The organism is Dietzia timorensis (genome assembly GCF_001659785.1).
Taxonomy (GTDB): Bacteria; Actinomycetota; Actinomycetes; order Mycobacteriales; family Mycobacteriaceae; genus Dietzia; species Dietzia timorensis.
The window spans coordinates 1,409,338-1,435,480 of sequence record NZ_CP015961.1; the positions used below are offsets into that span (position 1 = coordinate 1,409,338).

At 65.6% G+C, this 26,143-nt stretch carries 21 protein-coding genes; 11 read left to right on the plus strand and 10 right to left on the minus strand.

The window, feature by feature from the left end; all coding sequences use genetic code 11:
• Positions 1-152: 152 nt before the first annotated feature.
• From glnA (BJL86_RS06495) to BJL86_RS06510, 4 genes are all read left to right on the plus strand, one after another.
• On the plus strand, positions 153-1,493 hold the full coding sequence (gene glnA, locus BJL86_RS06495) for a type I glutamate--ammonia ligase (RefSeq protein ID WP_067478474.1): 1,341 nt from the start codon (positions 153-155) through the stop codon (positions 1,491-1,493).
• Entirely contained in the window at positions 1,490-4,591 is a 3,102-nt protein-coding gene (locus tag BJL86_RS06500; RefSeq protein ID WP_067478477.1) for a bifunctional [glutamine synthetase] adenylyltransferase/[glutamine synthetase]-adenylyl-L-tyrosine phosphorylase, read from the plus strand. The genes glnA (BJL86_RS06495) and BJL86_RS06500 overlap by 4 nt, the downstream gene beginning before the upstream one ends.
• Before the next feature lie 78 nt (positions 4,592-4,669).
• Positions 4,670-5,038, plus strand: coding sequence for a hypothetical protein (locus BJL86_RS06505; RefSeq protein ID WP_082908745.1), 369 nt, complete (start codon positions 4,670-4,672; stop codon positions 5,036-5,038).
• Positions 5,039-5,102: 64 nt separating this feature from the next.
• Positions 5,103-5,651 (plus strand): DUF732 domain-containing protein, encoded by a 549-nt coding sequence (locus BJL86_RS06510; protein WP_082908746.1) that lies wholly within the window; start codon positions 5,103-5,105, stop codon positions 5,649-5,651.
• Here the strand turns inward: BJL86_RS06510 and thpR are convergent.
• From thpR to BJL86_RS06530, 4 genes are all read right to left on the minus strand, one after another.
• Positions 5,648-6,256, minus strand: a complete 609-nt coding sequence (gene thpR / locus BJL86_RS06515) for an RNA 2',3'-cyclic phosphodiesterase (RefSeq protein ID WP_197487670.1) — start codon at positions 6,254-6,256, stop codon at positions 5,648-5,650. The two genes, BJL86_RS06510 and thpR, sit on opposite strands and share 4 nt — an antisense overlap.
• 2 nt (positions 6,257-6,258) lie before the next feature.
• On the minus strand, positions 6,259-6,948 hold the full coding sequence (locus tag BJL86_RS06520; protein WP_067478483.1) for a hypothetical protein: 690 nt from the start codon (positions 6,946-6,948) through the stop codon (positions 6,259-6,261).
• A gap of 48 nt (positions 6,949-6,996) precedes the next feature.
• Positions 6,997-8,256 (minus strand): zinc metallochaperone AztD, encoded by a 1,260-nt coding sequence (aztD, locus tag BJL86_RS06525; RefSeq protein ID WP_067478486.1) that lies wholly within the window; start codon positions 8,254-8,256, stop codon positions 6,997-6,999.
• Between the two features lie 214 nt (positions 8,257-8,470).
• Positions 8,471-9,691, minus strand: coding sequence for an MFS transporter (locus BJL86_RS06530; protein WP_067478489.1), 1,221 nt, complete (start codon positions 9,689-9,691; stop codon positions 8,471-8,473).
• A 95-nt stretch (positions 9,692-9,786) separates the two neighbouring features.
• Between BJL86_RS06530 and BJL86_RS06535 the strand changes: the two genes are divergently transcribed.
• The 3 genes from BJL86_RS06535 to BJL86_RS06545 all read left to right on the plus strand — a co-directional run bounded on the left by BJL86_RS06535 (position 9,787) and on the right by BJL86_RS06545 (position 12,496).
• The gene (locus tag BJL86_RS06535) at positions 9,787-10,701 is read left to right on the plus strand and encodes a LysR family transcriptional regulator (protein WP_067478492.1); all 915 of its coding nucleotides are present in this window, start codon (positions 9,787-9,789) and stop codon (positions 10,699-10,701) included.
• Positions 10,702-10,979: 278 nt separating this feature from the next.
• Complete coding sequence (locus BJL86_RS06540) at positions 10,980-11,978, plus strand: IS110 family RNA-guided transposase (protein WP_075844888.1); 999 nt, start codon at positions 10,980-10,982, stop codon at positions 11,976-11,978.
• A gap of 107 nt (positions 11,979-12,085) precedes the next feature.
• Positions 12,086-12,496 carry a DUF488 domain-containing protein gene (locus BJL86_RS06545; protein WP_082908425.1) on the plus strand — a complete coding sequence of 137 codons (411 nt, stop codon included), beginning with the start codon at positions 12,086-12,088 and terminating at the stop codon, positions 12,494-12,496.
• A 24-nt stretch (positions 12,497-12,520) separates the two neighbouring features.
• Here the strand turns inward: BJL86_RS06545 and BJL86_RS06550 are convergent, their stop codons facing one another.
• Genes BJL86_RS06550 through BJL86_RS06560 form a run of 3 tightly spaced genes read right to left on the minus strand, consistent with a single transcriptional unit; the run spans position 12,521 to position 17,574 of the window.
• Positions 12,521-14,872, minus strand: a complete 2,352-nt coding sequence (locus tag BJL86_RS06550; protein WP_067473298.1) for a beta-glucosidase — start codon at positions 14,870-14,872, stop codon at positions 12,521-12,523.
• Between the two features lie 38 nt (positions 14,873-14,910).
• On the minus strand, positions 14,911-16,956 hold the full coding sequence (locus tag BJL86_RS06555) for an NADPH-dependent 2,4-dienoyl-CoA reductase (RefSeq protein WP_067473287.1): 2,046 nt from the start codon (positions 16,954-16,956) through the stop codon (positions 14,911-14,913).
• Between the two features lie 57 nt (positions 16,957-17,013).
• Positions 17,014-17,574: a PadR family transcriptional regulator gene (locus BJL86_RS06560; protein ID WP_067473284.1), complete on the minus strand. Its 561-nt coding sequence runs from the start codon at positions 17,572-17,574 to the stop codon at positions 17,014-17,016.
• Between the two features lie 197 nt (positions 17,575-17,771).
• Between BJL86_RS06560 and BJL86_RS06565 the strand changes: the two genes are divergently transcribed.
• The 3 genes from BJL86_RS06565 to BJL86_RS06575 all read left to right on the plus strand — a co-directional run bounded on the left by BJL86_RS06565 (position 17,772) and on the right by BJL86_RS06575 (position 21,873).
• Entirely contained in the window at positions 17,772-19,112 is a 1,341-nt protein-coding gene (locus BJL86_RS06565) for an LLM class flavin-dependent oxidoreductase (protein ID WP_067473281.1), read from the plus strand.
• A 45-nt stretch (positions 19,113-19,157) separates the two neighbouring features.
• Positions 19,158-19,655, plus strand: coding sequence for an NADPH-dependent FMN reductase (locus tag BJL86_RS06570; RefSeq protein ID WP_082908424.1), 498 nt, complete (start codon positions 19,158-19,160; stop codon positions 19,653-19,655).
• Positions 19,656-19,782: 127 nt separating this feature from the next.
• Complete coding sequence (locus tag BJL86_RS06575) at positions 19,783-21,873, plus strand: PhoX family protein (protein ID WP_067473278.1); 2,091 nt, start codon at positions 19,783-19,785, stop codon at positions 21,871-21,873.
• 121 nt (positions 21,874-21,994) lie between these two features.
• On the opposite strand, the gene glnA (BJL86_RS06580) is transcribed toward BJL86_RS06575, so the two are convergent.
• A complete protein-coding gene (glnA, locus tag BJL86_RS06580) occupies positions 21,995-23,431 on the minus strand; it encodes a type I glutamate--ammonia ligase (RefSeq protein WP_067473276.1) in 1,437 nt (478 codons plus the stop codon).
• Positions 23,432-23,631: 200 nt separating this feature from the next.
• On the opposite strand from glnA (BJL86_RS06580), the gene BJL86_RS06585 reads away from it, so the two are divergent.
• Positions 23,632-24,102 (plus strand): RDD family protein, encoded by a 471-nt coding sequence (locus tag BJL86_RS06585; protein WP_067473273.1) that lies wholly within the window; start codon positions 23,632-23,634, stop codon positions 24,100-24,102.
• 32 nt (positions 24,103-24,134) lie between these two features.
• On the opposite strand, the gene BJL86_RS06590 is transcribed toward BJL86_RS06585, so the two are convergent.
• Both BJL86_RS06590 and lipA read right to left on the minus strand, forming a co-directional pair.
• On the minus strand, positions 24,135-24,905 hold the full coding sequence (locus tag BJL86_RS06590) for a DUF4191 domain-containing protein (RefSeq protein WP_067473270.1): 771 nt from the start codon (positions 24,903-24,905) through the stop codon (positions 24,135-24,137).
• 148 nt (positions 24,906-25,053) lie between these two features.
• Positions 25,054-26,082, minus strand: coding sequence for a lipoyl synthase (gene lipA, locus BJL86_RS06595; RefSeq protein ID WP_067473410.1), 1,029 nt, complete (start codon positions 26,080-26,082; stop codon positions 25,054-25,056).
• Positions 26,083-26,143: the final 61 nt, after the last annotated feature.

The following is a 26,143-nucleotide window of genomic DNA, read 5'->3' on the forward strand; positions in this document are numbered from 1 at the left end:
CATGAACGGGCCGAAAAGGCCTTGCCCACATCCTGCCACCCGCCGTGCCGGGACCGTAACCGGCCTTGACTCGCTCCATGTGCCCCTCGCGAAGTCGCGTGGGCGGGTACCGATTTAACACAGAGGAAACACCGAAGGCTTAAGGTGAACACATGAACCGTCAGCAGGAATTTGTGCTCAGGACGCTGGAAGAACGCGATATTCGGTTTGTTCGGCTGTGGTTTACCGACATCACGGGCACGCTCAAGTCCGTCGCGCTGGCGCCGGCGGAACTCGAGGGGGCGTTCAACGAGGGCATCGGCTTCGATGGCTCTTCGATCGAGGGCTTTTCTCGAGTGTCGGAGGCGGACACCGTCGCACGGCCGGATCCATCGACATTCCAGGTGTTGCCCTGGGCGCACGACGACGGCGGGCAGCACTCCGCGCGCATCTTCTGCGATATCGCCAACCCGGACGGCTCTCCGAGCTTCGCCGACCCGCGACAGGTTCTCCGTCGACAGCTGAGCAAGGCCGCCGACCTCGGCTTCGCATGCTACGTGCACCCCGAGATCGAGTTCTTCCTCGTCCGGTCACTCGACACCGACGGTCACGAGCCCGAGCCCGCCGACAACGGCGGCTACTTCGACCAGGCCGTGCACGAGCACGCCCCGCATTTCCGCCGCCACGCCATCGAGTCGCTCGAGGCGATGGGCATCTCCGTGGAGTTCTCCCATCACGAGGGCGCGCCAGGGCAGCAGGAGATCGACCTGCGCTACGCCGATGCGCTGTCGATGGCGGACAACATCATGACCTTCCGCTACCTCGTCAAGGAGGTGGCGATGCAGAACGGCGTGCGCGCGACCTTCATGCCGAAGCCGTTCAAGGACCACCCGGGCTCGGCGATGCACACGCATATGTCTTTGTTCGAGGGCGACAACAACGCCTTCCACGACCCCGATGATCCCTACCAGATGTCTGCGACCGGCAAGTCGTTCGTCGCCGGGATTCTGCAGCACGCGCCGGAGTTCTCGGCGGTCACCAACCAGTGGGTCAACTCGTACAAGCGGCTCATCGGCGGGGGAGAGGCACCCACGTCGGCGACGTGGGGCCGTGCAAACCGCTCGGCGCTCGTTCGCCTTCCGATGTACACCCCGGACAAGGCGTCCTCGCGCCGGATCGAGGTGCGCAGCCCCGATTCGGCGTGCAACCCGTATCTCGCATTCGCGGTGATGTTCGCCGCGGGACTCAAGGGCGTCGAGGAGGGCTATGAACTGCCGCTCGAGTCCGAGGACGACGTGTGGACGATGTCGCGTTCGGAGCGCCGCGCGCTCGGCTACAGGGACCTGCCCGGCAGCCTGGAACAGGCTCTCGACGAGATGGAGAACTCCGAGCTCGTGGCAGAGGCGCTCGGCGAGCACGTCTACGACTTCTTTCTCCGCAACAAACGTAGAGAGTGGAACGACTACCGCGCCCACGTCACCCCGTTCGAGCTGAGAAGCTACCTGCCACTGTGACCCCACCCGCGCACACTGCCGACAACAACCGCCCCGTCGTGCCGAGCCCGGGGCGGCTCGGCCTGGTCGGCGAGGGCGCAGACACGAAACTCGCCGGACTCGGTTGGACCACCGCGCAGTCGATCGAGGTGCTGCGCTCGCTCTCGCGTGCCCCGGACGCCGACCTCGCGCTGACGACCATTTCCCGGCTCAGGGAATCCCTCGACGAGCGCACGGATCTGCCCACCGGTACTTCGTGGAAGGACCTCGACACGGCCCTCCATGCCGACGAGACCCTGCGGGCACGGTTGTTCTCGCTCACCGGATCGTCGACTGCGCTTGGCGATCACCTCGTTGCCGACCCGCACAAATGGCCCCACCTGCAGCACGAATTCCCCGTCCGGGAGGATTTCTTCGCGAGCCTGTTGTCCTCGGTGGAGGCGAGGCCGGCACGTGTGACGTCGGAGACCGCGGAATCAGGGACCGTTCCCAACACTGCCAGCGACGATCTGACCACGACCGGAACCTATCTGGCCGGCGTGCATGGCGCGACTGCCGTCAACCCGCTGCGCGTCGCCTACCGAGATCAGCTGATGGTCATCGCCGCCCACGATCTCGCCGGTTCCGTGGTCCAGACCGAACCGCCTGTGCCGTTTGGCGACGTCGTGCTCGCGTTGTCCGACCTTGCCGATGCAGCCCTCACCGCCGCGCTGGCAGTCGGCGTGGCCAACGTGTTCGGTGACGAAGAGATCACCAGCAGGCTCGGCGTCATCGCGATGGGCAAATGCGGCGCCAGGGAGCTCAACTACATCTCCGACGTCGACATCGTCTTCGTCTCCGACCCCGCGGACCCCAAGACCGCTCGCGTGGCCGGCGAAATGATGCGCATCGGGTCGATGGCGTTCTTCGAGGTCGACGCAGCCCTCCGGCCCGAGGGCAAGCGCGGCGAGCTCGTTCGCACCCTCGACTCCCACGTCGCCTACTACAAACGCTGGGCGAAGACCTGGGAGTTCCAGGCACTCCTCAAGGCCCGGCCGATGACGGGCGACATGGAACTCGCGAACGCCTACGTCGAGGCGGTCGGTCCGATGGTGTGGACCGCATCCGAACGCGAGGACTTCGTCAACGACGTGCAGCGCATGCGGCGGCGCGTCGAGGAAAACGTGCCGGGTGAGCTACTCGACCGCGAGCTCAAGCTCGGCCGCGGCGGTCTTCGCGATGTCGAATTCGCCGTCCAGCTCCTGCAGATGGTGCATGGTCGCGGCGACGAGACGTTGCGCGTGCAACATACCGTCGAGGCGCTCGTGCGTCTCGTCGACGGTGGGTACGTGGCACGCGCGGACACCGGGAAACTCATCGATGCCTACGAGTTCCTCCGCCTGCTCGAGCACCGACTGCAACTCCAGCGGGTCAAACGCACGCACCTGCTGCCCGCGGCAGGCGACGAGGAGGGGTACCGCTGGCTCGCCCGCGCAGCGGGTATTCGCGCCGAGGGAATGCGCGACGCCCCGGGGATGCTCGCCGAGCGGCTACGAGTGCTGAGGTCGCGCGTCCGTCGCCTCCACGAAAAACTTTTCTACCGTCCGCTGCTCGATTCCATTGCGGCCTACGATGCCGAGGCACTGTCGCTGTCGTCGGAGGCGATGGAACGTCAGCTCGCCGCGCTCGGGTTCGGCTCGCCCCGCAACGCCGTGGGGCACCTGCGCGCGCTCATCGGTAGCTCGAAGCGTCGTGGCCGGATCCAGTCGCTCATCCTGCCGACGTTGATGGAATGGCTTTCGGAGACCGCAGATCCGGACGCCGGGCTGTTGGCGTACCGCAAGATCAGTGAGGAACACCAGGAACTGTCCTGGTACCTGCGTCTACTCCGCGACGACCACGTCGCAGGCAAACGCCTGATGACCGTTCTCGGTAACTCCGCATTCGTGCGCGAGCTTCTGCAACGCGCACCCAACGTGATCCTCGACCTCGCCGACGGCGCCGAAGGGCCGAAGCTTCTGGCTTCGGACGCGCACACCCTCGCACGCGCGCTCACCGCCTCCGCGGCGCGCCATTCCACCCCCGAGAAGGTCATCGCGACCGCGCGCTCGCTACGGCGCGCAGAGCTCGCACGAATCGGTTGCGCCGATATCCTCGGGATGCTCGACGTCGAGGACGTCGGCGAGCGACTCACCACGTTATGGAATTCCGTCATCGAGGCCGCGCTCTCCGCCGTCATCACCAACTCCCTGCCCGAAGACGGGAAGGCGCCTGCCGCGGTCGCTGTGATCTCGATGGGACGACTCGGCGGGCACGAACAGAGCTACGGCTCGGACGCGGACGTGCTGTTCGTATGCCGCGCGGCGGAAGGGATCGAGGACGAGGTCGCCATCAAGTGGGCGACGTCGGTGTGCGAAAACATGCGCAAGTTGTTGGGCACCCCGTCCTCTGACCCGCCGCTCGATGTCGACGCCGACCTGCGCCCCGAGGGGCGCAGCGGACCGCTCGTGCGCACACTCGGCTCGTATCGCGCGTACTACGAAAAGTGGGCCGAGGTCTGGGAGCTGCAGTCGCTGCTGCGAGCCTCGGTGTGCGCCGGGGACACGGACCTGGCAATCGACTATCTCCACATGATCGACGAGTTCCGCTACCCCGCGGACGGGGTGCCGGAGAAATCGGTGCTCGCCATCCGGCGTATGAAGGCGCGCGTCGACACCGAGAGACTGCCGCGAGGCGCGAACCGGTCGACCCACACGAAACTCGGCCGCGGCGGCCTCGCGGACGTCGAATGGACGGTCCAACTACTCACCATGCAATCTGCGTCGCGGGTGGAGGGGCTGCACACGACCTCGACGCTCGAAGCGCTCGCCGCGGCGGCATCAGCCGAGCTCGTCTCGGAGTCCGATGCCGAGGACCTGCGCGCCTCGTGGACGATGGCGGCGCGCGTGCGCAACGCGCTCGTGCTCGTGCGCGGTAAACCGACCGACGAGCTGCCCACGAGCGGGAAGGTCGTCGCGGGCGTCGCCCAGATCTGTTCGGGCAAGGAAGCCGCGCTCGACACCCCGGAATTCATCAACGAATACATGCGCATCACCCGCATCGGGCACAAAGCGGTCGACAAGGTCTTCTGGGGCGAATAGCTCCGCGGTCTGTCCGGGCGCGAGGATTTCGGGGAGAACCCCGATGACGCGGCGGGTCCGTCAGAATAGGCTGGAACCATGCCGCTCGAGATGAAACTCACGCTCAAACTCGCCGACGTCACCTACGGCGAGCTCTACGACTTCGTCGCCGCAGCGAAAGCCGCCGGAGTGCCGGCAGAGGAGAAGGTCCTCTGCGTCGGCTCCGATGCAGAGGGCGACCGTTTCGAGGTCGACCTCGCCGACCGCAAGCCCGGATCCGTTGCTCGCGCCGCAGGCGCCGCAGACGCTGCACCCTCCAGGGCAGGAGCGCATTCGATCGGCGGGGACGGGGCCGGCTCCGAACCACCCCGCGCGGTCGCGGACTTTCTCCGCCGCTCGCTGCGCAGCGAGGCCGATGTCGACAAGGTGATCGGCATGCTCTCGGACATGCGGAAGTTTCTGCGCTAGGCGAATATCGGCGTTACCCAGCGCCGCTACGGTTGTTTGCCGTTCTCTCGCCTATCATTTGGCTATGCGTTCGACAACGAAGATGACCTTCCGTGTGCGGCGCGGCGTCGCCGCGCTCGGTCTCGCCGGCACCGCGGCACTGACCTTTGCGGGCTGTTCTCAACTGCAGGTGGCCGACGACTTCGAAAACCCCGCGTCCTCGTCGACGACGGAGCAGACGACGACTTCGGCGACCTCGAGTCAACCGACCTCCGCGCCGGCACCTGCTCCGGCGCCGGCGCCGAGCGAAGGGGAGGCGCCGCCACCGGAGGGAGAGGTGCCGCCTCCGCCCGAGGGCGAGGCTCCGCCGCCACCCGGGCCGGAGGTCGGCGACCAACAGCGCGACAACTTCATCGGGTTGACGCAGCAGTTCGACGCGGCCATGCCCGAGGGCGTGGATCCGGTGCAGGTAATCACCGAGGCGTGCGGTCAGCTCGACCAGAATGCTCCGGTGGGCGACGTGATCAATGGGGTTGCCGAGCGCGGCCAATACGATCCGGAGAAAGCCGCGTTCTTCCTGGCCAGCGGTGTTCCGGTGTACTGCGATGGCAATGTCGCGAAGCTGACGGGCTAGGTCGAAGCAGTCCGAAAGGGGAACCGGGCGAGCACGTCGTAGGCCGGTGCCCCGCCCGGCCCTTCGCCGAGTCGGGATTCGAAGAGCTCGATCGCGTCGACATCGAACTCCGGGCCTGCGTACACGCTCAGCGCGTGAACGAAGTTGTCCAGCCTCGGCGTGCTGTTGGCGACCACCGGCGACGGGCGTCTCCCGCGGCTACGCTGCGGGCGGCGGCTGCCCGATAGCGTTGCGACCGAAAGGTGCGCGCGGTTGCGGCGTGGCAGGTCGGCGTCGAGAAGACATTCCGACATGAGCCCGCGCAGGCGGTCGGTTTCCCCGCCCACCCCGATCCACAGGCGCGTCGAATGGAATGATCCGGCGCCAGCGAGGTGTATGGACATCGGCGACGTGGACTCGGCCACCGAGCGGAGGTAGTCGCTGATTTCCCCGGTCGAACTCGCCGGTTGCTCTCCGTAGAACGACAGTGTGATGTGCCAGTTCGCGCGCGGCGTCCATCGCAACTGTTCCCCGGCGCGGGCCCGAACATCCTCGAGTGCGAAGTCGAGGTGGTCCCGGACGGGCTGCGGGGGAGTGATGCCGGCGAAGAGACGGATCGATCCCATACCTACTGAGCGTAGACCTGCCCGAAGGTCGTCTGGGCGATTATTTCGCCGCCGGCTCCGTAGACATAAAGCTGGGAGCCGTCGATGACGATGCTCGTGTCTCCCGAGGCGAGCGTTTCGTACTGCGCGTTCGTCGTGCCCACGCCGTACTGGGAAGCGATGTCGTGCTCGGCCTCGCCGCCGCGGAAGAACCCCTTGTAGTACAGGCCGCCACCGGGAGTGGCCACGCAGATCAGCGCATAATCGGCGCCGTTGCTGCCCGCGTACACCCAGTCGTCGGATGCGTTGCACTGGACGCCGCCGTCCCAGCCGCGCGGATTGAGGCCGGCGGGCATCGAGGCCGATGCGGTCGACGTGGTTGCCGGAGCGGACTGCGAGGAACTCGGCGACGCGGAGCTCTCCGCCGGCTGCGTGGCGGTTGACGACGCGGTGTCCGATTGCTGCGCGTGCCCGTCCTCGGAACTCGGCACCGTGGTGGTGGCCACGGTGAAATCGTCGACCGCGTTCGGTGTGGGCTCCTCGGAGCCGCGACCGAGAAGCCATACCGCGGCGATGACCCCGACGGCCACGACGAGCGCCACGACGAGCGCGGCGATGATCCACGGGGTAGCAGAACCCCGGCGCTGCGGTTCCGGTGCGGCGTTATCCCAACCGTTGCTGTAGTAGCCGCCCCCGTGGTGTGGATCAGTCATACCTGCAAGTATCGCATGTCCGCGCCGCCGTCTCGCCCGTTCTGCGAGCTAGTTCACGTCGCCGCTCACGCCGGTCAGCTCGTTGAGCGCGTGCGGGAGCTCGACCGTCTTCGTGACCTCGCCGGACGTGAGGTCGACGACGTGCAGAGACTTCTTCTCCGGCTCGCTGACATAGACCGAATCGCCCAGCGTGAACACCGTCGGGCGCGCGTTCTGCCACTCGGTCGGTTCGCTCCATTCGTCGACCACCTCGATGGCGTCCGTCTCCTCGCCGCTGTCCGGGTCGATGACGTGGAGCGCGCCGTCGGTGCCGAGGACGAGCACCTCGCCGCCGGGGCCGCGCTCGAGGGACCGGAAGCTGTAGGACGTACCGAGATCGACCAGCCGCATGGTGTCGGCCTCGGTATCGGTGAGCGAGATCCGCTCGGGCCTCTCGAGCTCGGCGTCTGGGTCGACCTTGTAGTCCCCAAGCACGATGGCCGAGTCCTCGCTGCCCTTCTGGTTGCCGATCCGGCCGTACTCGTCGGGAGAATCGATCTTCGTGAAGTGCTCACCGTCCCAGACGACGATCCCGTCTTCGCAGCCCAACGCTATCCGGCCGTCGACGGCGGGCGCCTCGCCGTGCACGCCGGGGCATTCCTCGGTCGACGCGACCTCGGTGCCGTCGGCGTCGACGACCTTCGCCCCGCTACGCGTATCTGCATCGCCGGTCGTCATGAGCTTCTTGCCGCCTGGCAGCGCCACGGCAACGCCGTGATGCGGCTCGTCCGCCTCGGCGATCTCGGCCTCCGGGTGGTCGCCGTCGCGCAGATCCTCTGTGGACACGGTCTGGATCCGACCATCGCCGTCAGAAAACAGGACGGTTTTTCTCTCGTGCGCGACGACGTGCCCGGGCTCTTCCCCGGCGTACACGGTGTCGGTGAGCCCCGGCGGCTGGACGTACGAGTGCGAGTGATCGCCGTGCGGTTCGGACCACGTACCCGCATCGAAGACCTGGAACCCCTTCGGAGTGGACACGAAGACGTTGCGCCCATCTCCGGCCGGGTTCACGCGCAGGAAGCCCGGCATTTCGGTGGTGTCGAGCACCTCAAGCGTGTCGGCATCGAGAGTCATCAGCCCGCCGTCATAGGTGGCCACGAGCCGGGCCTGCGGACCGGCGGCCTCCTGGGGAGCGTCGCTATCGCCGTCCGTGTCGTTGTCTCCCATGACGTCGGACGTCGCCGCCGCCCCTGCGGTCGCATCCGCGCCGTCCTCAGGGTGTGCGCCGGACTCGTTCGAGCAGGCGGCCGCAAGCACGGCGGCCGTCATCGAGACGCCTACAAGCGTCCCGAACCTGCGGCGTTGAGCGGTGAGTTGGCTGGTCACAGTGCGTAAATCCCTTCGTCCCGCGGGTGAATACGGTCACCTCGCTTCCCAACTGATAATGAAAACGATTATCAGTAAGGGTGAAGGCTAGCACCTCACCGGTCCCGTTGCGGTTGCCGGGGCCGGGGAGTGAGAACTTTCGGAAGAGGGGCGGCCCTTAGCGGCGACCGCGGACGAGTCCGTACAGTGTGCCGCCTGCGAGGGCGAGCAATGCCAAGAGGGCGATGATCAGACCTCCCCAGCTCGTGTGATGGAACACCAGGCCGGACAGGTATCCGAGCGCCGAGGAGCCGAGGTAGTAGCAGAACAGGTACGTCGAGGAGGCTTCGGCCCGATTGGATTGTGCGAGCGCCCCGACCCAGCCGGACGCCGTCGAGTGTGCGGCGAAGAAGCCACCGGTCATGACTGCCATGCCCAGCAATACGAGCGGCAGAACAGTCGACAGCGTGAGCAGGAGCCCTACCCCGGCTGCCGCGATTCCGATGCCGACAACCGCGGTGCGACCGATCCGCGAGGCGAACGTTCCGGCGCGGGCGGATGTCCATGTGCCAACGAGGTAGATGAGGAACACTAGCCCGATCGTGGCTTCGGAGAATCCGAAGTCCGAACGCAGCCGAAATCCTAGATAGTTGTAGAGGGACACGAACACTCCCATGAGAAGGAACGCGAGAATGTAAAGCCCGGCGATCTGCCGGTCTCGCCAATGTCCGGCGAGTGCGGTGAGTTCGCTGCGAATGGTGATGGTCTTGGGCTCGAAGTTGCGCTGGCTCGGTAGTAGCGCTGCGAAGACTACGGCGAATACGAGAGCGAGAAGTGCCGTGGCGAGCAGGGCCCAGCGCCAACTCCCGAGCTCGAGCACCCCGGCTGGAACGAGCCTGCCGAGTAGGCCGCCGATAGTGGTGCCGGCGACATACTTGCCCATCGCTGCGGGGAGGGACTCGGCGGACATCTCCTCTGCGAGCCACGCCATTGCCACTGCGGGAACCCCGGCGACGAAGATGCCCTGGAGCGCGCGTCCGGCAACGAGGATCTCGATCGTCGGTGACGCTGAAAGCGCGACGCCGATAATCGTCGCGACGATGGCGGAGATGATCATCACTCGTCCGCGCCCGAAACGCTCGGACAGGATCGACGCGGGGATGATCGCGACGGCAAGCATTCCGGTGACCGCCGAGACGGTGAGCGAAGCCGAGGCGGGGGAGACGTGGAGCTGTTCGGTGAGCGCCGGCAGCAACGCCTGCGTCGCGTACATTGCGTTGAACGAGGCGAGGCCGGCGGCGATCAGCGCGATGATCGCCTTTGAGTATTCGGGCCCGCCAGGTCGCAGTCCCACGTCAGGTGATGCGGACGTGACGGTGGTCTCGGAGTTCGTGGGCATGCCTCCACTGTGGACTGCAGTGCTATATGCGTCTAATGCATGTGAATGGATAATGGTATGAAATAGGTGCATGAGCGCAGGGTGGTGAGGTCAGCATGTCGGTTCGAGGGTGGAGTCCCGAGTGGTTTCTCACACTGTGCGAGCTCGGCTCGATGAGCGCGACCGCGGACGCCCTGGGTGTTCCGCAGTCGACGCTCTCGCGCCGGCTCCAGCGTCTCGAGTACGACGTGGGCACGTCGTTATTCGACCGCGCCGCCGGTGGGCTGCGCATCAACAGCCGTGGCGAAGTACTGCGTGAGCATCTGAGCAAGGCAAATGCCGAGCTTGTCGCAGGTGTCGAGGCCGTCCGCCGGATAAGCGACCCGGACCGGGGCACCATCCGTTTCGATTTTCTCCATTCGCTGAGTACCTGGCTCATGCCGCGGCTCGTTCGCGGCCATCTGAGCCGACGGCCCGGCGTCGAGTTCGTGCTGCATCAGGGGCCGGGGGTCGAGCTGTCCGAGCGTGTAGCGGCAGGGATCAGCGACATCGCGATAGCCACCCCAAGGCCCACCGACCCAGACCTCGACTTCGTCCTCCTCGCCAGCGAACGACAGGGGCTCGCCGTGCCCCGCGATCATCGTCTCGCCACGCGCCGACGCATCCGCCTCGCCGAAGTCGCCGACGAACCCTTCGCCACGCTCCTGCCCGGCTATGGCACGCGTCAGGTCTTCGACGAGCTGTGCGATGAGGGCGGCTTTACGCCACGCATCGTATTCGAGGCGGGCGAAATACCCACAGCCGGCGGGCTGGTCTCGGCCGGTCTCGCCCTGGCCGTGGTGCCGTTGGGATACCCGTCGATGAAGCCCGAAGGCACGGTCATCGTCCCGCTGCAGACCCGAATCCGCCGAGAAATCGGCGTCGTACGCAATATCCGTGCGGCCCCGAATCCTCCGGTGGAGGAATTCTGGACCCATGTGACGTCGGAGGCCCCGAGCCTCCTCGGCGAAACGGAAATCGCCCACTTCTGACGTCGGTGTCGAGGCGCCGCGCACGGGCATACACTCGGGTCAGTGTGAGACTTGGTGGTGCCGCGGATGTCGCGGTGGTTGGATCCTTTCCATCCGGTGACTGGCTCTTACACTCGCTGCCGCTCGACTTCGGGCTGGCTTGCATGCGTATTGCCGTCGCCGGGTGGGATGGACCGGCCGGCGTGACTTGATAGGAGCGTGCAGCTGCCCCACTGAGCTTTGTCCGCCGACCGGCCCGACCGTTCGACCCCCACTCGAATACAAGGGAGGCAGAGACCATGGTGGTCCTGATCGGCGCTGACGTCCACAAGAATTCACACACCTTCGTCGCCGTCGACGCGGCGGGCAAGCAGATCGGGCAGATCACTGTCCGCGCGACCCATAGCGGTCATGAGAAGGCCTACCGGTGGGCCCGGAAGAGTTTCATCGAACAGGACCGCCGGTGGGGGCTGGAGGACTGCCGTCACCTCACCAGCCTCCTCGAGCGTGATCTCCTCGCCCACGGCGAGCCGGTGGTCAGGGTGCCGGCGAAGCTGATGGCCCGACAACGCGCCACAGCACGCACGCGTGGGAAGTCCGACCCGATCGACGCTCTCGCCGTCGCGCGGGCGATGGCCAGGGAGGAGGATCTGCCAGCCGCGTTCACCGATGAGCAGGCGCGGGAGATCAAGCTCGTGCTGGACCGTCGGGAGGATCTGGTCGCAGAGCGGACGCGGGTGATCAACCGTCTACGGTGGCACCTGCACGAGCTCGATCCCGAGGTCGACCCCGCTCCACGCGCACTAACCCATCGTCCTGCCCAGGAGCGGGTGCGGGAGGTGATCGAGGCCGGTGCGGGGATCGTCGCGGAGATCGCGGGCATGAATCTGACCGACCTCGAACGGCTCTGCTCCTTAATCGGCGAGCTCGATGCGCGCCTGCGGGCTATGGTGCGAAAGCAGGAGCCGGTACTGCTGGAGATCCCCGGATGCGCGGAGCTGTCGGCCGCGAAGATCATCGCCGAGACCGCCGGGATCGAGCGATTCGCCACGGAGTCGAAGTTCGCGATGTTCGCCGGCTGCGCACCGATCCCGGTCTGGTCGGGCAAGACAGAAGGCAGAGTCCGGTTGAACAGGGGCGGGAACCGGCAGCTGAACTGCGCGATCCACCGCATAGCGATCACCCAGACCCGCCTCGAAGGACCCGGCAAAGAGTACTACGAACGCCTCCGAGCAAAGGGCAAGACCGTCATGGAAGCCCTGCGCTGCCTTAAGAACCAGATCGCTCGCCGCATCTGACGCACCCTCACCCGAGTCCACGCCGAAACCCTCACCAACACCCCGATCCCACTGAACCCCACCCCAACGACTTGCGCCTCGCAAGCCGCTTGACATAGGAGATACGCATGTCCACTGCAAAGAAATCCTCGAAACGTGGCGACATTCTCATCGACCGGGTCTACGACGCCCGCAAAGGCGAAGGCGTGCCGGATGGCGCCGAGTGCTTCCTCGTCGACCGGCTGTGGCCTCGAGGGGTGGCCAAGGATTCGATCGAGCTCGACGGCTGGCCGAAGGAGCTCACGCCATCGAACGAACTGCGCAAGCGATTCCACGCCGGTGACCTCGATTGGCCGAACTTCTCGAAGGCTTACCGGAAGGAACTCGACGACTCCTTCGCCGAAGGCGATCTCGACGAGGCGTTGTCGACGCTGCGCTCGGCTCTGTCCGACGGCGATGTCGTTCTGCTCATCGCAGGGAAGGACACCGAACGCACCCACGCCAAGGTGCTGCGCGACTGGCTCGAGGGTGCGCTCTAGACGCGGAACCGCGCCGGACCGCGCTTACGGGAGTCGGTTGAGCAACACCAGCGCCGCATCGACCGCCTTCCAGCCCACCTTCCCGCCGCTGACCGCGGCGAGTGAACGCAAAGGGAACTCCCGCATGGCGGATTCGAGGAGCTGGTTGGATTCGCCCTTCGAACCCGCGCGGGAGGCGACCAACTTCAGCAGGCGCGGAAGCACAAGCCCGGCCAGCTTGGACCTCTGAAGCTCCGCGATCGTGCTGTCCCGGGTGAACGGACGGGCGGGGCGCGGCGTGGGAATCGGCCGGCCCAACAGCGCCGAGAAATCGGCATCGTCGTCCACGCCGAGGATGCGCTCGTCGGTCACGCCCTCCGGGGAATCGGATCCGGCGACGTCAACGCGGGCTTCCCATACGATGTCGGCGCTATCGCGGCCGACCTGCACCGTGACCTCGCCCGACGGGCACACCCAACGTTCCTGCCGCGGGCTATAGACGTGGAACGCGTCGGCGATGATCGCCACCTCGGCCGTGACCTCCTCGCCGGGTGCGGTGTCGACCGAGGCGAAGCCGGCGAGCACCCGGGCAGGCGCTGCGATATCGCGCGCATCGGCGAGATAGACCTGCACGCACTCACGGCGCGGGCGGCTTCCGGTATTGCAGATCTTCACGTTTACCGACGGGGTCGCGGTGTCCCACCGCTCGTCTGCCGGCGTGACCGACGTCGTGGACAGGGAGAAATCGGACCATTCGGCGGCGCCGTATCCGAGGCCGAAGCCGAACGGGAACCCGGCCGCCTTGCCCGACGTGGCGTGGTGGCGGTAGCCGACCGACAGCCCCTCTCGGTGCTGCACCTGGCGAATCGACCCGGGGAACCACGGATCGGCGCGGAGATCACTCAGGCGTTCCGGAACGAACTCGGCGAGCCGCCCCGACGGCTCGGCGTCGCCGAACAGGATGTTTACGATCGCGCGACCGCTGGCCTGCCCGCCGAGATACGCCTCGACGACCGCGGCCGGCGGCGTCGTCGAGACCCACTCGAGGTCGACCGGGGAGCCGTTGCACAGGAACACGATCGTGCGGGAATTTACCGAGGTGACGGCTTCGATGAGGTCGAGCTGCTGCTGCGGCAGCGCGAAGGATGTGCGGTCGACTCCTTCGCTTTCCGCGGCTGCGGGGAGCCCGGCCACGAGGACGACCGTTTCGCAGCCGCGTGCCACGGCGACGGCTTCGGCGAGCTTGCGCTCGTCGCGGGAACCTGGACGTGCGGCGTCATACCCGGGGGCGAAGAGGTGGGCGATATCGCGTTCGCCGAGCGCATCGCGCAGCGAGGTCAGCCGCGCGGAGTTGATACGTGAGCTGCCCGCGCCCTGGTAGCGCGGGGATTCGGCGAACTCGCCGATGACGCCGAGGGAGCCGTAATCGTCGATGGGGAGGATGCCGTCGTTGGCAAGGAGGACGGCGCCGCCTGCGGCGGCCTCGGCGGCGAGCGCGTCGTGTTCGGCGATGATTTCCGCGTCGATCCCAGTGTGCTCGACATATGTAGAGACTTTCGCGGCCAGTGATTCGAGGCGCGCGAGGGAGCGGTCGAGGGCGAAAGCGGTTGCCGCGTCGCGCTCGGAGTCGCGGAGGAGTTCGCCGGTGTTGAGTTCGGAGCCGGGCATCTCGAGGTCGAGGCCGGCCTTGAGCGCCTCTGCGCGGGGGCCGGTGGCCGCCCAGTCGCTCACGACCACGCCGTCGAAGCCCCACTCCTCGCGCAGGATCGTGGTGAGGAGCGTGCGGTTACACGAGGCGGTGGTGCCGTTGATGGAGTTGTAGCTGCACATCACCATCCACGGCTCACTCTCGCGCACCGCGATCTCGAATCCGCGGAGATAGAGTTCTCGGAGGGTGCGCTCGTCGAGTACGGCGTCGACCGAGTATCGGAACGATTCCTGGTTGTTGACGGCGAAATGCTTGAGCGTCGCGCCGATCCCGGTCGATTGGATGCCGCGGACGAGCGATGCGGCGAGGGTCCCGGAAACTAGCGGGTCCTCGGAAAGGTATTCGAAGTTTCGGCCGCACAGCGGGTGGCGCTTGATGTTCATCCCCGGTCCGAGGAGAACGTGCACGCCGAGCGCTGCAGCCTCGGCGCCGAGCGCTGCGCCGACGCGACCGAGCAGATCCCGGTCCCACGACGACGCGAGCGCCGAGGCCGTGGGGAAGCACGTGGCCGGATAGGCGTCATCCAGGTCGAGAGCGTCGCCGCCGCCGACCTGCCGACGCACCCCGTGCGGGCCGTCGGTCATGACGACACGCACTCCGTCCGGTCCGAGGGGCATGGTGTTCCAGAAGTTTTCCCCAGCCACCGTGCGGACACGGGACTCTGGGGTGGGGCGACCCGCAGTGCTCATGGCCCACGTCTACCACCTTTTGTCCCCGACCGCGTCAGTCAGTCGAGGGACGCGGCCAGCTCCGTGCCCTGCTTGATCGCGCGCTTGGCATCAAGCTCGGCGGCGACGTCGGCCCCGCCGATGATCGAGGTGTTCACCCCGGCGCGGGTCAGCGGGTCGACGAGCTCGCGAACCGACTCCTGCCCGGCGCAGATGACGACCGTGTCGACATCGAGAACGCGGGTATCGGTCACCTTGCCGTCGGAGTCGCGGAACGACAGGTGCAGCCCGGCGTCGTCGATCTTGTCGTAGGTGGCGCCGAGGATCTGTTCTACGCCCTTCATCTTCACGCTCGCGCGGTGAACCCAGCCGGTCGTCTTGCCGAGGCCTTTGCCCATGCGCGAGGTCTTGCGCTGGACCATGTACACCTGCCGGGCGGCCGGGGCCGGTCGCGGCGTGGTGACGAATCCGGGGACCTCCGGATCGTCGTCCACGCCCCATTCCTGCTCCCACTCCTTGAGGTGGAGCGTGGGGGAGACGTCGGTGGTGAGGAACTCGGCGACGTCGAAGCCGATGCCGCCCGCACCGACGACGGCGACGGTGTTCCCGAGCTCGCGATCGCCGAGCACGCACTCGGCGTAGCTCATGACCTTCGGGTGGTCGATGCCCTCGATATTCGGCATGCGCGGGGTGACTCCCGTCGCGACTACGACATGGTCGTAGCCCTGGGAGATGAGTTCGTCCGCCGTCACTCTGGTGCCTAGTCGCACGTCCACGCCGAGCCGGTCGAGCTGGGTGGTGAAGTAGCGGATGGTCTCGGAGAACTCTTCCTTTCCGGGGATACGCGCGGCGATGGAGAACTGGCCGCCGATCGAGGAGTCCGCCTCGAAAAGCGAGACGCGGTGGCCCTTCTCCGCCGCGGACACCGCGGCCGAGAGCCCGGCGGGTCCGGCGCCGACGACGGCGACCTTCTTCGCATGCCGGGTGGGGGACAACACGAGGCTGGTCTCGCGCCCCGCGCGGGGATTGACCAGGCACGAAACCTTCTTGCCTACGAAGGCGTGGTCGAGGCACGCCTGGTTGCAGCCGATGCACGTGTTGATCTCGTCCGCGCGCCCCTCGGCAGCCTTGGCCATGAACTGTGAATCGGCGAGCAGTGGCCGCGCCATCGACACCGCGTCGACCTGCCCGCGCTCGAGTACCTCCTCGGCGACTTCGGGTGTGTTGATGCGGTTGGAGGCGATGAGCGGGATCGAAACCTCCTCGCGCAGGCGCTCGGTGAACTTGACGAACGCTGCGCGCGGCACCGACGTGACGATGGTCGGGACCTTCGCCTCGTGCCAACCGATATCGGTGTTGATCGCGTCGACGCCATGCGCCTCGGCGGCACGCGCGAGCTGCGTGATCTCGTCCCACGTCTGCCCGCCGGCGACGAAATCGGCGATCGACTGGCGCAGAATCACCGGGTAGTCGGAGCTCACCCGGGCGCGGATGGAGTCGATGACTTCGAGGAGGAAACGCTGCCGGTTCTCCGTCGACCCGCCCCACTTATCGGTGCGATCGTTGGTGTGCGGGCAGAGGAACTGGTTGATGAGGTAGCCCTCGCCGCCCATGATCTCGATCGCGTCGTATCCCGCCTCCTGCGCGCGCTCGGCGGCCTTGCCGTACGAGGCGATGACGTGGCGGATCATCCGCTCGGACATGCGCAGGTGCTTGAACGGGTGGATCGGCGACGGCTCGGTCCCGGGAGCCACCTTGAGCGGGGTTACACCGTAGCGGCCGGCGTGCAGGATCTGCATGCACACCAGCCCTCCGGCCTCGTGCACCTTCTTCGTCACGCGGCGGTGGTGGATGACGTCGAGCTTGCCTGTCATCTTGGCGCCGAACGGCAGCAGCTGTCCTGTCCTGCTCGGCGCCACGCCGCCGGTGACGATTAGGCCGATTCCCCCGCGCGCACGTTCGGCGTAGAAGTCGCCGAGCTTGTCGGCATTCCACACGTGATCTTCGTATCCGGTGTGCATCGATCCCATGACCGAGCGGTTCGGCAGGGTCATCGAGTTGATCCGCAGCGGCTCGAAGAGGTGGGGATAGTGGGCGTTCGACATGAGATTTCTCCTGGGGGGGCAGGTCGAGAAGGAGTGTGGTCGGTCGGTGGGCGGTGGTTACTCGGCGGGAGCCGGGTCAAGGAGTTCGCCTTCGAGCGCATCGATGACCTCGGTGCACCAGTCGACGAAGAACGTCTCCACGCCGATCCCGCCGCGCAGGACGAGGTATTGGTGGAGCTTGCGTCCGGTGCGCGTGGTCTCGGGAGGGAACTGTTCCGCGGCGAAGGTGTGGAACAGCTCGAGGCGGGAACGGTGGAGCTCGCGATGGTGTTCGATCTCGGCGATGAGTCGTGGTAGGTCGGCGTGTTCGGCCGCGCGGATCTTGACCCCGAGATCGTCTCGCAGGGTCTGGATCGGCGTGGGCGTGACGACCCACTCGCGCAGGAACTCTTGCCCAGCGGCGGAGAGCGAGTACACCTTCTTGTCCGGCCGTCCGTCCTGGGTGACTGACTCGCAGTCAACGAGGCCGTCCTCGGCCAGGCGGCCGAGGGTGCGGTAGATCTGCTGATGTGTCGCGGACCAGAAGTGCCCTATCGACGTGCTGAACTGCCGGCCCAGCTCGTAGCCGGTGCCGGCGCGCTCTGCGAGCGACACGAGAATCGCGTGTTCCAACGCCATGGGCAGCACATTACGACGCGCCGAATCCATATGCAACGAAGTTATGTGCAACAAGGTGCATAAGGGGGTAAGGGGGATCCGAGCTCCGCCGTCATACGCGCAAAAGCGGCGGAACCAGCGTGAGTCGAAGTCTGGGGTGGCCGTGCTGCGCGCTTGTAGCTTTGGCCGGACGGTACAGCGGTAGGAGGACCCAGAACATGACTCGTGAATTACACCTCGGTGGATTTCAGATCGCCTCGCACGTTGCGCATTCGCACGCGGCGTGGCGGGACCCGGAGTCCGATCTCGAATTTCTCGACGCGAGGCATTGGACACGAATCGGGCGCACCCTGGAACGGGGGAAATTCGACTTCGTCTTCTTCGCGGATCTTCTGGCCGTGCCCACCAACTATGGCGGCGACGAACGCGAAGCCCTTCGGAGAGGTACTCAAGCGAGCGCCACGCTGGAACCTTCCGTCGTCGCGGCGACGATAGCGGGGGCGACCGAGCGCCTCGGCATCGCGCTGACCAAGAGCACCACGTACTTCCATCCCTTCGACCTCGCCCGGCTGTTCTCGAGCCTCGACCACCTGTCCGCAGGGCGCGCTGGGTGGAATATCGTCACCTCGCTGAGCCGGGCGGAGGCCCAGAACTTCGGGCAGGACCTCGCCCTCGACCACGACTCGCGGTACGAACGCGCGGAGGAGTTCGTCTCCGCCTTCGTGCAGCTGGTCGAGAGTTGGGATCCTGACGCGCTGGTTCTGGACAAGGGCTCCGGCGTCTTCGCCGATCCGGACAAGGTGCACGCGATCTTCCACGAGGGCAAGTACTTCCGTTCTCGCGGGCCACTTCCCACCCCGCGCTCCCCGCAGGGGCGACCCGTCCTGATCCAAGCGGGATCCTCGGCCACCGGAAGGAAGTTCGCGTCCAGGTGGGCCGATGCAATCTTCGAGATCGATCCGACCGCCGAGGGGCGCAGGGCGTACTACGGCGACGTGAAGTCCTTGGTCAGCGATGCCGGGAGGGACCCCGACGGGGTGAAGGTTCTCCCGTCGTTTATCCCGTTCGTCGGCCGATCTAGAGCCGAGGCCGAGGAGAAGCAGGCGCGCCACAACGAGAACGCCGATCCCATCTCCGGTCTGCTGACGCTGTCGGTGCACACCGACCACGACTTCTCCGTGTACGACCTGGACGCACCGATTGAAGATATCGAGGTCTCGGGAACCCGTGGGCTGTTCGAGGTGGCGCGCGGACTGAGCCAACGGGACGACCTCAGCCTGCGGGAGATCGGGAAGCTCTACGCCCAGGGCGTGCTGCTACCGCAGTTCGTCGGTACTGCAGCGGACATCGCGGACCAGATCGAGGACGGATTCCACAGCGGCGAGGCCGACGGCTACATCTTGTCCGCCGCGCAAACACCAGGAACTTTCGACGACTTCGTCGACCACGTAGTACCCGAGCTGCAACGCCGGAATCTCTTCCGACGCGAATATCGCGGTGCGACGTTGCGTGAGCACCTCGGGCTCGAGCCGGCACACGATCTGGCTCCAGCGCGCTAGAACACCACCCCATCCATCAACAAGACGGAAGCAAGGAGATCTACTGTGACCGGAATTGCCGTCGTTGCCGGAAACCCCAAGGCCGCCAGTCGCACCCTGGCGGCGGCGAGGCACCTGGCCTCCGAGCTCGCGGGCGAGCCCGATCTCGTCGTTGACCTGGCATCGCTGGGGGCGGATCTGCTGGATTGGCACAGCGAGACGGTGGGGGCTCTCGTGGAGGAAATCGGCCGCTCCGATCTCGTGATTGTCGCGAGCCCGACCTACAAGGGGGCCTACACCGGACTGCTCAAACTGTTTCTCGACCGCTTTCCCGGCGGTACCGGTCTCAACGGACTGGCCGTTCCGCTCATGCTCGGCGGCGGGCCGGCACACGCGCTGGCCCCCGAACTGGTCTTGCGGCCCGTGCTCACCGAACTCGGCGCCACGGTGCCCGGGCGCGGACTGTTTGTCATCGACTCGGAGTTCGACGATCCCGGTGCGTATACCGAATGGTTGACGGCGACGGCGCCGATCATCCATGCCCATCTGGGGCACAAGGGGTGACGCTCGTTCGATAGTCCGCCGGAGTTCAAGGGACGTTAACCCTCGCGCCACTGAGGTGTCGCAGTGGCTACATACTCTCGCGAGTCGGAACTGAACATCGACCGAACGAGAAAGAGGCTGCCCCCTCATGCTCCCCATCGGACAGAATCTCCTTGCGAAAATGGATTTTCGCTCGAGCCGCTCCCACCGGACGTGCGTCTACAAATGTGGCGACGCGTGCGCGAAACCCGTGCGCAATACATCGGACAATCCCTATTTTCGCGATGTGATCCAGCGCGAATTCGACCGGCGCACGGTGCTGCGGGGAGTCGGCGCGGCGACGGTGGTCGTCGGCGGAACGAGCATGCTCGCAGCCTGCGGACAGGACGATTCGGGATCGACGGCGGGAGCATCTTCGTCGTCGGCAGCCGAGTCCGCGCCCGAGCCTCCCGCCGGTCTGCGCTTCGACATGGTCGCCCCGAATACCGAGGACAAGGTGATCACCCCGGAGGGCTACGAGAACGATGTGGTGATCCGTTGGGGTGATCCCGTCGTCGACGGTGCGCCGGAGTGGACCATCGACGGGCAGACTCCGGAGGACGCCGAGAAACAGTTCGGGTTCAATTGCGATTTCGCGGCGCTGTTGCCCATCGAGGGGTCGGACAAGCGCTTCCTGCTCGTGAGCAACCATGAGTACACCACGCCGCAGCAGATGTTCCCCGGATACGATGCCGATAACCCCAGCGAAGATCACGTGAAGATCGAATGGGCCAACCACGGTCTGTCGATCGTCGAGGTCGAGGGGAACGATTCCGACGGACGCCTAAAGCCGGTCATGGGCGAGTACAACCGCCGCATCACCGCGACGACGGAGTTTCGGGTCACCGGCCCCGCCGCCGGTTCGGATCTGCTCAAGACCAGCGAGGACGAGTCGGGAACCAAGGTGCTCGGAACGCTGAACAACTGCGCCGGCTCGGTGACCCCTTGGGGCACGATCCTTTCGGGCGAGGAAAACGTCGACCAGTACTTCGCAGGCGGCGACCGCGTGCCCGATGACGAGGACCGCGAGCGCTTCGCCCGCTATGGCATGGAGGACGACGAGACCGCCCGTAAGTGGGAACGCTTCGACAAGCGTTTCGACATCTCCGAGGAGCCGAACGAGGCACACCGCTTCAACTGGGTCGTCGAGATCGATCCGTGGGATCCGAAGTCGACTCCCGTCAAGCACACTGCGCTCGGTCGTTTCAAGCACGAGGCCGCCGCCATCCATGTGGCGGACGATGGGACGATCGTGGCGTACTCCGGCGATGATTCCCGTTTCGAGTACATCTACAAGTTCGTCTCCTCGAAGAAGGTCGTCGAGGGTGACGACGCCGACGCGCGCCGCGAGAACATGAAGGCCCTCGACGAGGGCGTGCTCTATGTCGCGACTTTCGAGGGCAACTCGGACGACTTCGAGGAGAACACGCTCCCCGAGGACGGCGCCTTCGACGGAACCGGACGCTGGAGCAAGCTCGCCACATGCAAAGCCGACGGCTCGGTCGAATCCCACGTCGACGGGATGAGCGGGGAAGAGGTGCTTGTGTTCACTCGCTTCGCTGCGGACGAGGCCGGCGCGACGAAGATGGACCGTCCCGAGGACGTCGAGGCGCACCCCGAGACCGGCAAGGTATACGCCGCGCTGACGAACAACGAGTACCGCGGGGCCGGGCGCCCGGGCAAGGACGACGAGCCGGCGATGGAATACGCGCCGGTCAAGGAGAACAAGAACGGCTACGTGCTGGAAATGGACGACGACACCGCAGGGGAGGAGTTCACCTGGAACCTCCTGCTCGTCTGCGGTGACCCGGAATCCGCCGAGACTTACTTCGGCGGATTCGACAAGTCATCCGTATCGCCGATTTCGTGCCCGGACAATCTCGCGTTCGACAGCTTCGGCAACCTCTGGGTCTCCACCGACGGTAACGCGCTGGAGTCGAACGACGGACTGTTCGCCGTGTCCCTCGAGGGAGACACACGCGGACTGACCAAGCAGTTCCTCACCGTCCCTGTCGGTGCGGAAACGTGCGGGCCTGTGGTCACCGAGAGCCGGGTCATCGTCAACGTCCAGCACCCGGGTGAGGACGACGAGGCCACCGTGGAGACGGGCACCTCGCATTGGCCCGAGGGCGGCGACTCGCTCGCGCGCCCGTCCACGGTCGTGGCCTGGCGCAGCGACGGCGGCTCGATCGGCGAATAAGCACGGGGGCGTGCGGCAGGCCCGGGCGGGCCGGCACGTCCGACGTCATAAATCAAAAAGCCGGGCCCCTACCGCGAAGATTGCGGTAGGGGCCCGACCTTATGAGCTGGTGACGAGCTTATTAGCAGTCGTAGTAGAGCTCGAACTCGTGGGGGTGCGGACGCAGACGGACCGGATCCAGCTCGTTCTCGCGCTTGTACTTGATCCAGGTCTCGATGAGATCCTCGGTGAACACGCCGCCCTCGGTGAGGTAATCGTGATCGCTCTCGAGACGGTCGATGACGGCGTCGAGCGTGGTCGGAGCCTGCGGGATGTCTGCGGCCTCCTCCGGGGGAAGCTCGTAGAGGTCCTTGTCGACCGGTTCGGCGGGCTCGATCTTGTTGCGCACGCCGTCGATGCCGGCCATGAACATGGCGGCGAAAGCCAGATACGGGTTACCCGACGGGTCGGGGCAACGGAACTCGATTCGCTTGGCCTTCGGGTTGTTACCCGTGATGGGGATGCGCACACAGGCCGAGCGGTTGCGCTGCGAGTACACCAGGTTGATCGGCGCCTCGTAGCCCTTGACCAGGCGGTGGTACGAGTTGATCGTCGGGTTCGTGAACGCGAGCAGCGACGGGGCGTGATGCAGGATGCCGCCGATGTAGTGGCGCGCGATATCCGACAGGCCCGCGTAGCCGGCCTCGTCGTGGAACAGCGGCTTGCCGTCCTTCCACAGCGACTGGTGGCAGTGCATGCCCGAACCGTTGTCGCCGAAGAGAGGCTTCGGCATGAAGGTCACGGACTTGCCGGCCTTCCATGCAGTGTTCTTGATGATGTACTTGAACAGCTGCAGCTCGTCAGCCGACTTGGTCAGCGTATTGAACTTGTAGTTGATCTCCTGCTGGCCACCCGTGCCGACCTCGTGGTGGGCGCGCTCGAGCTCGAAGCCGGCCCCGGCGAGGTTGAGGGACATCTCATCGCGGAGGTCCTGGTAGTGGTCGTACGGCGCGACGGGGAAGTAGCCACCCTTCTCACGCACCTTGTAGCCAAGGTTCGGCGAACCGTCCGGGTTGACCGGGTTGCCGCGGTTCCACCAGCCCGACACCGACTCGAGTTCGTAGAACGCGGAGTTCGTGTTGGTCTCGTAGGCGACCGAATCGAAGATGTAGAACTCGGCCTCGGGGCCGAAGTTCACCGTGTCGGCGATGCCGGTCGAGATGAGGTATTCCTCTGCCTTGGCGGCGACGTTACGCGGATCGCGGGAATAAGCTTCGCGAGTGAACGGGTCGTGGACCGAGCAGACGATGTTGAGCGTCTTGTGGATGCGGAAGGGATCGATCTGAGCGGTCGACGGATCCGGGAGGAGGATCATGTCCGACTCGTCGATGGATTGGAATCCGCGGATGGACGAGCCGTCGAAGGCCAGTCCCTCTTCGAAAACATCCTCGTCGAATTGATCTGCCGTGATCGAGAAGTGCTGCTGCACACCCGGCAGGTCGGTGAAACGGATGTCGACGAACTCGACACCTTCGCTCTTGACGTACTCGATTACCTCTGCGGGGCTATTGAATCCCACGATGCGGTTCTCCTTCGTAACTACGCCTGATGGCCGGTGCCATCGGCTGTGTACTCCATTAAGGATAGAGAACCGGTGTTGCCCGGCCATCACTGCCATGTTTCGTCGGTGTTAACCGGAGAGTAGTTTTGCGGGTGTTTTCGCTGGATTTGGCGGGCGCAAATTACGTTGGAAGTGCCCAAACACTTAGAGTAGGGCGCATGCGAAAGGTAACGGGTTCGTGGCTTTCCGGGCCGCAGGCGGCTCTGGATGATTCTCACAGCAAGTTCGCGGGCGAAAAACTCGGGGCGACCGAGCAGGGGCCGGGATCGATCGCGACTCTGGGCCGTCGGGTCGGCGCGCTGGTCATCGACTGGCTCATCGTAATGCTTCCGACGTACTCGATGCTCGGCTACGACGGTCGATGGTTCCTCGGCGGGGCATCGACGACGACGCTGATCATCTGGGCCCTGATATCCGTGGCCTCGGTGTGGGCGTTCTCTCTGACGCCCGGAATGGCAGCCACAGGGCTCGCCGTCGCGCGTGTAGATGCAGATTCGCCAGTCGGATTGTGGCGCTCCTGTGTCCGCACGCTACTGACCGTGTGCGTGTTCCCGGCTTTGTTCCAGGACGAAGATCTGCGAGGAATGCACGACCGCGCTACCGGAACCGCGGTCGTTCGCAGTCGGTAACGCGGTCGCGTCTAGGCCAGCGGGGCAGGCTGCTATTTGCCGCCCTTGCGACGTGCGGTGCGATTGACGCTGCGCACCTTCGCGCCCTGCGGCATGGGGCCCTTCGGCATCGACGCCTGCATCCCTGATTTCGCGTTGAGCGAATTGAGACGGGTGTCGAGCGCGTCGATCTTGTCCCGCGAGATGTTCATCGGGTAGCGGGTGAGACGGCGGTTGAGCTTGGACAGTTCCACCTGCTCCGGTGTTGCCTTCGCGTCCGCGCCGTCGACGACGATGAGTTCGTAGATCGGGGTATCGCCGACGATACGCGCGACCTTCTTCTTCTCCTGGTTGAGGAGGGGCTTGACTCTATGCGGCTCTCCCTCTCCGACGAGGACGATTCCCGGGCGACCAACGACACGGTGGACCGCATCGAAATGGGTGTTCATCGACACCGACTGGGTGACACGCCAGCCGCGACGGAGCTGATCCAGCGTCCAAGCAGCCGCGCCAGGAGTCCCCTCATACCGGCTGTACATGAGCTTCTGGATGCGGCGGGAGAAGAACATCATCGCCAGCAGGATGCCAACGAGGATTCCGAGGAACAGCATCCACCACTGGCCGCCCCACAGCAGGCCGATGAGGAAAGCGACCACGGCGGTTCCGATGATGATGGCGATGACGCCCGGAACGAAGAGCTTGTCTTCCTTCGCGAGCATCTTGAGGACCTGCCAAAATTGCCCGCGCTGCTGTTTGCCGTTGGCGCGCTTGGCCTGTTTCGCGGCCTTCTTTTCTTCTTTGGACTGTTTATCGCTGGCTGCCATGAGTACAAGGATAATGCCCAGCGCGAGGTTAGATTAAACCCGCCGTGACGGGCGCGGCTCCTCCGCCGTCATGGGCGAAAAAGAGCGTTGCTGGGGCCCGCATGAAATGCGAGCCCCGGCAACGGGAAGTGGCAGAAAATCCCAGACGCTAGACGCGGGCCGCTTCGCGCTGTAGTTGGCGATCGAGCACCGAGTTAGCCTCCTGCGCAGCCGACTTCTCGGCGGTGAGGTGGGAGAGATTCTCCGGAACGTCGAGCCCGTGAGCGTTCATCGCCTGGGCGTACAGCTTGCCCGCGCGGTAGGACGAGCGCACGAGAGGGCCCGCCATGACGCCGGAGAAACCGATCTCGTAGGCGGTGTTCGACAAGTCGACGAACTCCTGCGGCTTGACCCACCGCTCGATCGGATGGTGCAGGGAAGAGGGACGCAGGTACTGGGTGATCGTGATGATGTCGCAACCTGCGTCGTGCAGATCGTGGAGCGCCTCGACGATTTCCTCGTTCGTCTCGCCCATACCGAGGATGAGATTCGACTTGGTGACGAGGCCGAAGTCGCGTGCCTGCGAGATCACATCGAGCGAGCGTTCGTAGCGGAACGCCGGGCGGATCCGCTTGAAGATGCGCGGAACCGTCTCCACGTTGTGGGCGAGCACCTCTGGACGGGACTCGAATACCTCGGCGAGGAGATCGGGCTTTCCGTTGAAGTCCGGGATAAGGTTCTCCACACCGGTATTCGGGTTGAGCTCGTGGATCTTGCGCACCGTCTCGGCGTACAACCAAGCGCCGCCATCGTCGAGATCGTCTCGAGCAACCCCGGTGATCGTCGAGTAGCGCAGATCCATCTCGCGCACGGACTCGGCGACGCGGCGCGGTTCGTCGCGGTCCAAGGGGCTGGGCTTGCCGGTGGCGATCTGGCAGAAGTCGCAGCGACGTGTGCACTCGCTGCCGCCGATGAGGAACGTGGCCTCGCGGTCTTCCCAGCATTCGAAAATGTTCGGGCAACCCGCTTCCTCGCACACGGTGTGGAGGCCGCCGCCCTTGACCAGTCCCTTGATGTCGCGATATTCGGGCCCCATCACCGCTTTGGTGCGGATCCATTCTGGTTTGTTCTCGATTGGAGTAGCAGCGTTCTTCGCCTCGATGCGAAGAAGCTTCCGGCCTTCGGGTGCGACAGTCATGGTGGCCATGCTACGCCGGAAAATGTCCATGGGCTAAGCGCCCTACGAGTGGGGGAGACGA

Excerpts from the sequence above, each read along its gene's own strand:
- BJL86_RS06520 (WP_067478483.1), bottom strand. The coding sequence starts at position 6,948 with ATGACTGATCCACACCACGGGGGCGGCTACTACAGCAACGGTTGGGAT.
- BJL86_RS06555 (WP_067473287.1), bottom strand. The coding sequence starts at position 16,956 with ATGTCGAACGCCCACTATCCCCACCTCTTCGAGCCGCTGCGGATCAAC.
- BJL86_RS06550 (WP_067473298.1), bottom strand. The coding sequence starts at position 14,872 with ATGAGCACTGCGGGTCGCCCCACCCCAGAGTCCCGTGTCCGCACGGTG.
- BJL86_RS06505 (WP_082908745.1), top strand. The coding sequence starts at position 4,670 with ATGCCGCTCGAGATGAAACTCACGCTCAAACTCGCCGACGTCACCTAC.
- BJL86_RS06590 (WP_067473270.1), bottom strand. The coding sequence starts at position 24,905 with ATGGCAGCCAGCGATAAACAGTCCAAAGAAGAAAAGAAGGCCGCGAAA.
- BJL86_RS06565 (WP_067473281.1), top strand. The coding sequence starts at position 17,772 with ATGACTCGTGAATTACACCTCGGTGGATTTCAGATCGCCTCGCACGTT.
- glnA (WP_067478474.1), top strand. The coding sequence starts at position 153 with ATGAACCGTCAGCAGGAATTTGTGCTCAGGACGCTGGAAGAACGCGAT.
- thpR (WP_197487670.1), bottom strand. The coding sequence starts at position 6,256 with ATGGGATCGATCCGTCTCTTCGCCGGCATCACTCCCCCGCAGCCCGTC.
- aztD (WP_067478486.1), bottom strand. The coding sequence starts at position 8,256 with ATGACGGCCGCCGTGCTTGCGGCCGCCTGCTCGAACGAGTCCGGCGCA.
- BJL86_RS06585 (WP_067473273.1), top strand. The coding sequence starts at position 23,632 with ATGCGAAAGGTAACGGGTTCGTGGCTTTCCGGGCCGCAGGCGGCTCTG.
- BJL86_RS06535 (WP_067478492.1), top strand. The coding sequence starts at position 9,787 with ATGTCGGTTCGAGGGTGGAGTCCCGAGTGGTTTCTCACACTGTGCGAG.
- lipA (WP_067473410.1), bottom strand. The coding sequence starts at position 26,082 with ATGACTGTCGCACCCGAAGGCCGGAAGCTTCTTCGCATCGAGGCGAAG.
- BJL86_RS06530 (WP_067478489.1), bottom strand. The coding sequence starts at position 9,691 with ATGCCCACGAACTCCGAGACCACCGTCACGTCCGCATCACCTGACGTG.
- BJL86_RS06510 (WP_082908746.1), top strand. The coding sequence starts at position 5,103 with ATGCGTTCGACAACGAAGATGACCTTCCGTGTGCGGCGCGGCGTCGCC.
- BJL86_RS06575 (WP_067473278.1), top strand. The coding sequence starts at position 19,783 with ATGCTCCCCATCGGACAGAATCTCCTTGCGAAAATGGATTTTCGCTCG.
- BJL86_RS06540 (WP_075844888.1), top strand. The coding sequence starts at position 10,980 with ATGGTGGTCCTGATCGGCGCTGACGTCCACAAGAATTCACACACCTTC.
- BJL86_RS06545 (WP_082908425.1), top strand. The coding sequence starts at position 12,086 with ATGTCCACTGCAAAGAAATCCTCGAAACGTGGCGACATTCTCATCGAC.
- BJL86_RS06560 (WP_067473284.1), bottom strand. The coding sequence starts at position 17,574 with ATGGCGTTGGAACACGCGATTCTCGTGTCGCTCGCAGAGCGCGCCGGC.